The sequence below is a fragment of the Calothrix sp. CBUCES-K 9914 genome (assembly GCF_059640475.1).
In genome coordinates this window covers 1-9,308 of the sequence record NZ_JBXXZH010000322.1, presented here as the reverse complement: position 1 = coordinate 9,308, position 9,308 = coordinate 1, and the positions used below count along the sequence as shown (strand labels likewise).

Genomic DNA, 9,308 nt, shown 5'->3' with positions numbered 1-9,308 from the left:
TGCTCGCAGTGAAACAGACCCGTTCGCTGGAGTATATTATTGGAACCGCGCGCTGCGACAAGCAGAGAAATTACAGGGTGACTCAGTACCTAGGTTGAAAAAGTTTTTAGTAACTGCCCGTGCAGACCGAGGCAGTGTCAGCGTTAGCAAAGCACGCATCGAAGCATTAGTCAAAGAACTTGGGTTTGATGGTCATTTTGAAACTAGTGCCAAAGAAGGGTTAAATATAAAAGAACTAGCTCAAGCCATTTGTAAAGCAGTAAATTGGGAACATCTACCCCAAGTAATCTCCACAGAACTATTTCAAAAAATCAAAGTATTTTTAATTCAAGAGAAACAGGAACAACGACTTTTATCTCCAGTAGATGATTTATATCGCTCATTCGTACTTTCAAGCGATGACCCAGACAAACAAGTGCGCTCCGAGTTTGAAACCTGTATTCGGCTGATTGAGTCGCGCGATTTAATTCGCAGACTCAGCTTTGGTAATCTTATTTTACTACAGCCAGAATTATTAGATGCTTATGCCTCAGCAATTATTAATGCGGCTAAAGATGAACCAGAAGGTATGGGGTATATTCCTGAGGAAGATGTGCTTGCAGGTCGGTTTCGGATGCCTAAAGATGAACGTATCTTAGATAAAGACAAAGAAAAACTACTATTAATTGCGACAGTCGAAGAATTATTTGCTCGTGAAATAGCTTTACGCGAACAAACCGAAACAGGTCCTTTATTATTATTTCCCTCCCAAATTACGCGCGAATGGCCTCTAGCGCCAGACCCTGAAGGCAAAGCGGTAATTTTGGCATTTGAGGGAGCAGTTATGAGTATTTATACAACTTTGGCAGTACGTTTATCAAGAAGTATATTCTTTAAATGTAAAGAAATGTGGAAGAATGCTGCAATTTTTGAGGCACAAGCTGGGGGAGAATGTGGAATTTGGCTGCGAAATATTGGTAACGCAGACGAAGGTAAAGCTGAGTTGACGCTTTTCTTTAAGCCAGAAGCAAGCAAACAAACGCGAATGCAGTTTGAAGAGTACGTACATACACACCTCAAACGTCGTGCTTTACCAGAAACAATTAAATCTAGACGAATTCTTGTATGTGCTTCTTGTGGCGCCTCTGTAAATGAATCACATGTAGCACTGAGACAACAACGCGGTTTAGACTGGATTAGTTGTGTTGTTTGTGATGCGAGAATTTCTTTAGTTGAGAATGATAGTAGCTCAAAGGACGCACACACTGAAATTCCAAAAATTATTCCGGAAATGGATAAAGCTGCTGATAAAGAGCGTGAGATTGCAACCGCAGCTACTATAATTCAAGGCAAGGAAGCTACAAATGATTTTGATGTATTTTTATCTCACAACAGTAAAGATAAACCTTTAGTTGAAAAAATAGCTGACGAGTTGCGACAGCGCGGCTTAAATCCTTGGTTAGATAAAGCCGAAATTCCTATCGGAATGTCATTTCAACAATATATAATAAATGGAATTAAACAATCAAAATCGGCTGCTGTTTTCATTAGTCCTAATGGTTTAGGAGATTGGCAACAGGAAGAGTTACTGATTCTTAATAACCGAAGAGTGAAAAAAAAGATACCTTTAATTCCCGTTTTGTTACCAGGCATTGATATTATACCAGATCAACCCAATATATTATTATTTTTCAACGAGTTAAACTGGGTAAATTTCAAGGAAAATGTTGACGAAGTGGAACCTTTAGAAAAGTTAGTGCAGGGAATTAGAGGTTTGCATAAAGACTAAAGTATCGATATCATATAAAATTAACTTAAATATTGAATTAGTTAAGCATGAATTCAAAGTAATATAAAGATATAAACTATGCCTAAACATGACGCACCAAGGTTAAAGAAAATTTCTGTCAACTTACCTTTTGGTATTGGGGGTACAGAGTGGGAACCTGATGTCAGCGAAGCGAAAGCTGCTTGGTCGCTGTATGTTGAACTCGTTACCCGTATTGCTATTCAACCTTTGAGTATTGAACACGACCAAGGTTTACTCCGCGAAGCGCTTACTTCTTTACACAGTTTATTTGCTACCACACGCCAAATTCTCCGTGAAGCTGGCCCTGGTATCGGCGCCTCAAAACAGTCAGTAGGCGCCATTGCCATTGCCGTACTCAACCGAGGTTTACGTCCTTTTTTATCCAAATGGCATCCCTTACTACAAGCTTGGGAAACACAGCGTGCGTTAGAAGTAAATCCCATAGAACACGAACGTAGCTGGGAAAAAGAAGAACAATTAAGAAATGAGTTAGAATTGCTCAGACAAGATTTAGAGCAATATGCCATTGCATTGGCAGTAATTGCAGGTGTTGATTATTATCAGTAAATTTGTATAAAGTAGGTTAAATTAATCTTTTCAGCCTGCTCCCGGCAGGCTTTGTTCGTGTAGCCACACCCTTCGAGGGTGTGATCAATAAATCAATTAATTAAATCAATGAATAAATATATCGAACCATTAGAAGAATACAACGGTAATCACAAAGCAATATTTTTAGCAGGGGGAATAAGTAATTGCCCTGATTGGCAGGCAGAAATGGTAGAGCAACTCAAATCTTCTACTTGGACAATATTAAATCCTCGGCGCCTCAACTTTCCCATTCACGACCCTGACGCTTCGTTAAAACAAATTGAATGGGAACACAAACACCTGCGTCTCGCGCAAGCTATACTTTTCTGGTTCCCCCAAGAAAGTATATGTCCAATTGCACTTTATGAGTTAGGCGCCTGGTCAATGACCGATAAACCTTTATTTGTTGGAATACATCCAAATTATCCGAGAAGGCAAGACGTGGAAATTCAAACTCGGTTAGTACGTCCTGAAATCAAAATTGTTTATTCTTTAGAAGAGTTAGCACAACAAATCCTCTCTTCGTAATTCATAGTAAGCCCATGACATTAGAATATACTACTATTCCCCCCCAAACTGGACAAACTCCCACACGTCAAATTATTATGCTGCACGGGTGGGGCGCCAATGCCGATGATTTAACTTCTCTGGCGCCTTATCTGAATTTGCCTGACTACCAATTTGTATTCCCTAATGCACCATACCCTTACCCATATTCCCCTAATGGTAGAGCTTGGTATGATTTAAGGACAGAGAACATGTATCAAGGATTACCAGAGTCTAGAGAAATATTATTAGAGTGGATACTCTCTTTAGAGGGAAGTAATAAAGTACCTTTATCACAGACAATTTTGAGTGGGTTTTCGCAAGGGGGTGCAATGACTCTGGATGTAGGATTAAAGTTACCTTTGGCTGGTTTGGTTTCGATGGGCGGGTATTTGCATGATATTACGACGGCTATTGAAAAGGCGCCGACTTTGATTATGCACGGCAACTCTGACTCTGTAGTACCGCTAGCTGCTGCCGTAAAGGCGCGGGAAGGACTTCAAACATTAGGGGTTCCGGTACAATATCAAGAGTTTAATGCCGAACATGAAATCAATATCGAAATGTTAGAAGTATTACGGAAGTTCATTTTGAACACGCTTCCGCTATCATAGTTACAAAATTTTTACAAAATCGCGTAGAAATCCGGACAAAATTCACGAAAATCACTTGTTGAAGTGAGTAATATATATTGGGTGGGTTAATTTAACGTAACCAACCGTTTCCTGAATGCTAATTGCAGATAATGGGAGGGGCAAGCATAATGAACACTCTAACTATTTCCAGAAACAAAATTGCTACCATGACTGCACAAGATGTGGAAACTCTTGCAACACGTCTTGAACAGGATAACTATGGTAATGCTTTTGAAGGCTTGAACGATTGGCACTTACTACGTGCTGTTGCGTTTCAACGTCCTGAACTTGTCGAATCCTATATTCACCTTTTAGATTTAGAAGCTTACGACGAAGCATAAGTAGGGTGCGTGACGCGCTTAACACATAACGTAATAAAATTATGGTCTAGTAGCGTCACGCACCTCCTCTATTTCATGCAAAATCTATTCATGTGCGAAGCAAAATCACACCGAGTTCTTATTGGTGTCGGTGGTGGCATTGCTGCTTATAAAGTTTGCTCGGTTGTTTCTACGCTTTTTAAACAGGGTGTAGAGGTGCGAGTCATTATGACGCATTCAGCGCAGCAGTTTGTTACACCGTTAACTTTCTCTACGCTTGCACGTCATCGCGCTTATACAGACGATGATTTTTGGCACTCATCGAACGCGCGTCCCTTACATATTGAGTTAGGGGAATGGGCGGATTTAATATTAATAGCACCTCTAACTGCCAATACTGCCGCTAAGTTAGCGAATGGAATGGCAGATAATTTGCTTACTAATACCATACTTGCTTCCCAATGCCCTGTATTGGTGGCGCCTGCAATGAACACCGATATGTGGGAACAATTATCTGTACAGCGTAATTGGCAAACGTTGAATACAGACCCACGCTATCACAGTATTGATACAACGTCGGGGTTACTCGCGTGCGATAGAGTTGGTAAAGGTCGCATGGCAGAACCCGAAGAAATAGTTACCCACATTCATTCTCTGTTACATACAAATGGCAAACGTGATTTAGCGGCAAGAAATATTTTAATTAGTGCAGGTGGTACGCGGGAATTTCTTGACCCAGTACGATTTATTGGCAATCCCTCAACAGGTAAAATGGGGTTAGCTTTAGCGCAAGCTGCTTTACATCGCGGCGCCAATGTTACCCTCGTACATGGTGTATCTTCTTTGCAGACCCCATCACAAATTAAAACCATACCTGTCGTTACAGCCGAAGAAATGCGTCAAGCTCTCCTAGGAGAATTACAGAATAATGATGTAATAATTATGTCGGCTGCCGTTGCCGATGTGAAGCCAAGCGAGTACAGTCATCAGAAATTACCCAAAAACGCGCTGCCAGAAAAATTAGCTTTGGCGCCAGTACCCGATATAATTTCGGAGTTAGCACAGCACAAACAATTGCATCAAAAGTTAATCGGATTTGCAGCACAAACAGGAGATATAGTAACTCCCGCACTAGAGAAATTACAGCGTAAAAACTTAGATGCTATCGTCGCAAATCCTATAGACATGGAAAACAGCGGATTTGGAAGCGATAATAATCAGGCTATATATATAGATAAACAAGAAAATAAATTATCGATTCCACCTTGCTCTAAGTTACAAATGGCACATTATATATTTGACTTTGTTACTACTCATCTAATTCATCAAAATTAACCTCAAATGTCTGTCCATCGATTGTAACTTTATCACCTTCGGCTAGTTGTCGTTTGCGTCGCGTCTCCAGTTCTCCATTAACCTCAACTTCACCACCCTGAATCATCAACTTAGCTTGTCCTCCCGTTGCCGCTATACCTATTAACTTCAAAAATTGGTCAAGTTTTATCATAATTTTCCCCTTTCTGTTTCTCTGTGGCTCTGTGGTAAAAATAGATATTACCACAGAGACATAGAGATCACAGAGGTAATAAGTCAGACAAGTTTATATCATAAGATATATTCTTTTTATTCCTATTCAGCCATTTGCAAGATGTAATGACTTAGACAATTATTATATTTTATGAAGTATAATATATTAATTAATGTCATGAATTATCCAAAATTGAAATTGCTAAAAACAGCATTCCTTTGCCTGCTTAGTATGAGTTTAATAACAGGTTGCGAAACTCTAGAGGCAATGGAAACCACATCACCACAGCAACAAACACAACAAAAGCTTGTATATGGTGAAAGTTCTGGTGAATTAACAGACCAGGGTTTACAACGGACTTATTATATATACACTCCAAAATCTTACACTCCAGGGCGCCCAATGCCGTTAGTTTTAGTATTTCATGGTGATGGTGGTAACGGACGCTCTATTAGTGATGTTTCGGAATTTAACCAGAAAGCAGAACAACAAGGTTTTATTGCTGTTTATCCTGATGCTATTGACCATCACTGGCACTTGAGAAAAAATAACGGCAGAAATTATGATGATATTACGTTTGTAGATAATTTAATTAATCATTTACAGCAAGTCAGAAATATTGAAAAAACAAAAATCTACGCAACGGGTTTTTCTAAAGGTGGAATTTTAACCCAAGCATTAGCATGTCAGTTGCCTGATAAAATAGCAGCTTTTGCTTCGGTTGCTGGTTCTCTCCCCATCAGCTTTGAACGAGAATGTCAACCGCAGTCACCTGTATCAATACTAATGATCAACGGAACAAACGACCATTCAGTACTTTATCAAGGTGATAAACAAACTCAGCAAGAAAATCAACGAGGCGCCTTAGCTCCAGTTCCAGAAGTAGTAAATTTCTGGCAAACCCAAAACAATTGTCCTCGTGTAAATACTCAGAACAATAGTGCTGTTAAAGCTTATTCTTACTCTAACTGTAATGGTGGTTCTGAGATTCTACACTTAGCTGTAGTTAACGGTGGACATATGTGGTATGGTGGCGCCTCGGACGACGAAAGCGTCAACAAGTTTAACCAAAAACTAGGTTTAAGCTCAACTGAAGAAATTTGGGACTTCTTTAAACGCCATTAGTAATAATCAACCATCCGTTACATCCGTTGTATCCGTTGCCAATATTTCATCTAGTTTATTAATCACAACGTCGGCGCCAAAAACATTCTCACTTTTTTCCATCCAAGTTATACCAATACACCCAGCAGCGCCAGCATTTTTTGCCATCTGCATATCACCAACTGAGTCACCCACCATTAACGTCACACCAGCATCCACTCCCAACTGCTCACAAGCTTGTAAAAACAACTTTGGGTCAGGTTTAGTAATTCCTGCATCTACACCCATACAAAGTTGAAGATATTTATCTAACTCATGGTCTCCTACAAATTTACGCACCTCACTTGTTGTCGCTGCTGAAAGAATACCTAGCTTTAAACCCGCTTGTGATAACCTGCTCAGTACATCAACACTACCTGAAAATAACGGTGAAGGTGCCTGTGCAACATATTTTTCTGCGTCATTTAACGAGGAACGCGCGATAGATAATGACTCATACCAACTTCTTCCCGTTTCCGCAATATAAGCTGCTGTTGCAACTTCAGTATCGTGTCTACTAGCTACAGCTATTAACCCTGCTGGGTCTAGAGTATTGTTATTAACACCGTATGCCATTAAAAGTGGTTCTCCAGTACCAGGAATTTGTGCGTCAATGATGCGCGCGCAACGGTTGGCTAATAACAGTAAATGCGACTCGGAGTCTTCTAATGTACCGTTTTTATCAAACAGGACAGCCTGAATATTACTAAAAGTTTTTTCTCGGCATTTGATACTGACCACATTTGCTCCCCTTTTTGAAATACGCATAAACTTGGTACAATATTGTAACTACTTTGGGGTATAAGTTGTGAATGTAGTAGCTTCTCAAAGCTTACTTGACTCGATACCGCCCTCAATTACGCCACAATGGTCTACTATAAAATTTTGAGATTTATATTGATTGATGGCATCTCAGGTATCTTAACTGGGACTGCTAAATAATGTAAATTGAGTACATTAGTGTTATTTTTTGTAAAAAGCCTGTGAATTCTGATATTGCTAAAGAACTGGAGTCAACAGAAGTTGAAGACCTTGAAGTTGAAGAACAGCAAGGTAAAATTTGGGGAAATTTAGAAGATTATCTACGAAGATTTTCTAAACTGGTTGAAAATGTCACAGAGGCGCCGGACGCATCTGAGGGTAGTGGTGCTACGGAAGGAGTAGCGCAAATTTATGCCAGCCAAATTGCACAAGCGCTAAGTATTACTGAAAGTAACGCGCATATCTGGAGAAAGCGATGGTTAAATTTAGGCTGGATTGAACAAAGTCCAGATAAAAAGAGAGGTTGCTATCAAATTACTCCTGAAGGTCAAAAACGACTCAAAGAGTGGTCAGAACAAGGGTCAATAAGTACAGACAAAGAATTGTGGCTAACTATTCCTCGCAATAATTCTAAGAAAGCAGCAGAACTGTTGATTAAGTATATAGACGCTGACCAACTCAAAGAAGTTTACAAACTTGTTGGAGAATCGTTTAGCGAGTAATTATTTATAGTTTTACACTCTTCTTTCCGACTTCTTAAAGAAGTCGGAAATCTGATAATATTCAGGCTTTTGGTAATGATACGGTGAAAATACTGCCTTTACCAAGTTCAGAAGAAACGTCAATTTTTCCATCATGGGTTTCGATGATGCGACGCGATAAGTGTAAACCTAAACCACTACCAGCACGCTTATGTTTTCCTTGGCGAAATCGTTCAAAAAGATATGGTTGGTCTTCTTCTGCAATTCCATAACCTGTATCCTCAACTTCCATAACTACCCATTCTTTGCCCTCAGATGATGTAGATTCGTAGATACGAACTATAATAGTTCCTATATCTGTAAATTTGATCGCGTTACCAATCAAATTACCAACTACTCGCCGCAGTTCCAAACGGTCACCCATTACTTGTGCCTTATCATCCTGATTGGCAATTGCGCTAGTATCTACTTTTATCGATAAATTTTTCTCAGACGCAAGTGGGTTAAGTTCTTGCGCTATTTCATTCACTATTTCTACGAGGTTATAGCTTTCAAACCTCATTTTCTTTTGACCCGCCTCAAAGCGTGAAACTTCGAGAAGAGTATTTACCATATCTAATAAATTATGATTGCTGCGAACCATCGCGCTAATTGCTTGTTTCATTTCATCCGATATCGGACAAAATATATCTTGCATAAACAAATTTAGCATTCTATCGGCTGCAACAAGCGGAGTTCGCAAATCGTGAGTTAACCGTGATACAAAATCCTCACGTGCGCGCGCCATTGCCCGTTGTGCATCTAAACTGTGCTTTAAGCGTAACAACGACCTAACACGCGCCATTAACTCATCCTGGTCAAATGGCTTACGAATAAAATCGTCTGCGCCAGCATCCAAACCTTCAACAACACTGGCATCGTTAAACGCAGTTAGCAAAAGAATGGGAATATAATGAACGTTTTCATTGCTGCGAATTCGACGTGTAACTTCATAACCATCCATCAATGGCATCATCACGTCGAGGAGTATCAAATCTGGAGGGGACTCTATAATATATTCGATTGCAGCGGCGCCGTCAGCGACTAAATCTATCTCATACCCCTCGACCTCCAAAATCGTTTGCAGCAAGATGAGATTATCAGGGGTATCATCAACAGCGAGGATGCGGTCTTTACTTATCTCAGCAGAAAGCATAATTTATCACTTTAGCTTTTAACAAAATTATATTTTTTTATTCCTCTAGTTGTAGGTGTAAATGTAACTTTGCGTCTTCTACCAAGCGACTTATGTTCAAA

General features: G+C 39.8%; 11 protein-coding genes. 8 read left to right on the top strand and 3 right to left on the bottom strand.

All coding sequences use genetic code 11. The features are described 5' to 3' along the window. The 6 genes from AC2JBO_RS39740 to coaBC form a co-directional block, all read left to right on the top strand. Positions 1-1,768: TIR domain-containing protein (locus AC2JBO_RS39740; RefSeq protein WP_496959138.1), on the top strand; the 1,768-nt coding region annotated here is incomplete at its 5' end. A gap of 78 nt (positions 1,769-1,846) precedes the next feature. Next, positions 1,847-2,356, top strand: a complete 510-nt coding sequence (locus tag AC2JBO_RS39735; protein ID WP_496959137.1) for a hypothetical protein — start codon at positions 1,847-1,849, stop codon at positions 2,354-2,356. 108 nt (positions 2,357-2,464) lie between these two features. Then, positions 2,465-2,905, top strand: coding sequence for a nucleoside 2-deoxyribosyltransferase domain-containing protein (locus AC2JBO_RS39730; RefSeq protein ID WP_496959136.1), 441 nt, complete (start codon positions 2,465-2,467; stop codon positions 2,903-2,905). A 14-nt stretch (positions 2,906-2,919) separates the two neighbouring features. Continuing rightward, the gene (locus AC2JBO_RS39725; RefSeq protein WP_496959135.1) at positions 2,920-3,537 is read left to right on the top strand and encodes an alpha/beta hydrolase; all 618 of its coding nucleotides are present in this window, start codon (positions 2,920-2,922) and stop codon (positions 3,535-3,537) included. 149 nt (positions 3,538-3,686) lie between these two features. Next, positions 3,687-3,899: a protein IsiD gene (isiD, locus tag AC2JBO_RS39720; protein WP_496959134.1), complete on the top strand. Its 213-nt coding sequence runs from the start codon at positions 3,687-3,689 to the stop codon at positions 3,897-3,899. Between the two features lie 90 nt (positions 3,900-3,989). Beyond that, positions 3,990-5,213 (top strand): bifunctional phosphopantothenoylcysteine decarboxylase/phosphopantothenate--cysteine ligase CoaBC, encoded by a 1,224-nt coding sequence (gene coaBC / locus AC2JBO_RS39715; RefSeq protein WP_496959133.1) that lies wholly within the window; start codon positions 3,990-3,992, stop codon positions 5,211-5,213. On the opposite strand, the gene AC2JBO_RS39710 is transcribed toward coaBC, so the two are convergent. After that, entirely contained in the window at positions 5,188-5,385 is a 198-nt protein-coding gene (locus tag AC2JBO_RS39710; RefSeq protein WP_496959132.1) for an RNA-binding S4 domain-containing protein, read from the bottom strand. The genes coaBC and AC2JBO_RS39710 overlap by 26 nt on opposite strands. A 252-nt stretch (positions 5,386-5,637) precedes the next feature. On the opposite strand from AC2JBO_RS39710, the gene AC2JBO_RS39705 reads away from it, so the two are divergent. Further along, positions 5,638-6,531, top strand: a complete 894-nt coding sequence (locus AC2JBO_RS39705; protein WP_496959131.1) for an extracellular catalytic domain type 1 short-chain-length polyhydroxyalkanoate depolymerase — start codon at positions 5,638-5,640, stop codon at positions 6,529-6,531. 6 nt (positions 6,532-6,537) lie between these two features. Here the strand turns inward: AC2JBO_RS39705 and AC2JBO_RS39700 are convergent, their stop codons facing one another. Further along, positions 6,538-7,290: an HAD family hydrolase gene (locus AC2JBO_RS39700; protein ID WP_496959130.1), complete on the bottom strand. Its 753-nt coding sequence runs from the start codon at positions 7,288-7,290 to the stop codon at positions 6,538-6,540. Between the two features lie 242 nt (positions 7,291-7,532). On the opposite strand from AC2JBO_RS39700, the gene AC2JBO_RS39695 reads away from it, so the two are divergent. Further along, entirely contained in the window at positions 7,533-8,033 is a 501-nt protein-coding gene (locus tag AC2JBO_RS39695; RefSeq protein ID WP_496959129.1) for a hypothetical protein, read from the top strand. Positions 8,034-8,094: 61 nt separating this feature from the next. Here AC2JBO_RS39695 and AC2JBO_RS39690 read toward each other — a convergent pair whose 3' ends face one another. Further along, complete coding sequence (locus AC2JBO_RS39690; RefSeq protein ID WP_496959128.1) at positions 8,095-9,207, bottom strand: sensor histidine kinase; 1,113 nt, start codon at positions 9,205-9,207, stop codon at positions 8,095-8,097. Positions 9,208-9,308: the final 101 nt, after the last annotated feature.